General features: G+C 67.4%; 1 protein-coding gene. It reads right to left on the bottom strand.

The features are described from left to right. Nucleotides 1-8 precede the first annotated feature (8 nt). Nucleotides 9-602, bottom strand: a complete 594-nt coding sequence (locus C1I98_RS39335) for a response regulator transcription factor (protein WP_111172231.1) — start codon at nt 600-602, stop codon at nt 9-11. Nucleotides 603-918 lie beyond the last annotated feature (316 nt).

Raw genomic sequence — 918 nt, 5'->3', positions numbered from 1 at the left:
ACCGGACATCACAGCCAGCCGCGGAACTCGGCGGCCCTGCCCGCCTCGGTACGGTTGCGGGCGCCGACCTTCCCGATCGCCGACGACAGGTAGTTGCGTACCGTGCCCTCGGTCAGGAACAGTTTGCGGGCGATATCGGCCACCGTCGCCCCGTCCACTGCCTCCCGCAGCACGTCTCCCTCCCGCGCGGTGAGCGGGTTGGGGCCCACCCGCAGCGCGGCGACGGCGAGCTTGGGGTCGATCACGCGCTCGCCGTTCATGACCCGGCGTACGGCGTCCGCCAGTTCGGCGGCGGGGGCATCCTTGACCACGAACCCGGCCACCCCCGTATCCAGCGCCCGAGTCAGATAACCCGGACGGCCGAACGTGTTCACAATGATCACTCGCCGCCCAGGTAACCGCTCCGCCACATCAAGCCCGGACAATCCGGGCATCTCAATATCGAGCAGCACGACATCGGGTTCATGCTCGGCCACCGCCTTGAGCACCAGGTCACCCCTGGCGACTTCGGCCACGACGTGGATGTCCGGTTCGAGACCGAGCAGCGCGGCAAGCCCACCCCGCACCGTGTCCTGATCGTCGGCAATGAGCACTCTGATCACCAGCTCTCCCCTTCCGCCGACCCCAGACCAAAGGCACACATACAACACTCACCCCAAGGTCATCTCAGCGCTTCCCCTGCCACCGAACAGGGCACCCTTCCTCGATGGCCGCTGAGCAGCAACGACGCCCACCGGAAGTCGTAAGGGATCAACCTGACGGCGTGCCGCCTTTTCGCAGGGCGCTTCAGGGGCGATCGCCGGCGGTCCAGAACAGAAACGCCGCCCCCATCGCCGCACCGACCACGTGCCGGAACCCGCCCGACCACCACACCCAGCCAACGGGCCCAAGACTCGAAACCGACGCACCCTTCCCTGA

The organism is Spongiactinospora gelatinilytica (assembly GCF_003236385.1).
Lineage (GTDB): Bacteria > Actinomycetota > Actinomycetes > Streptosporangiales > Streptosporangiaceae > Spongiactinospora > Spongiactinospora gelatinilytica.
Note: the sequence above shows the minus strand (reverse complement) of the source record. Positions and strands in the feature narration are given on the sequence as shown.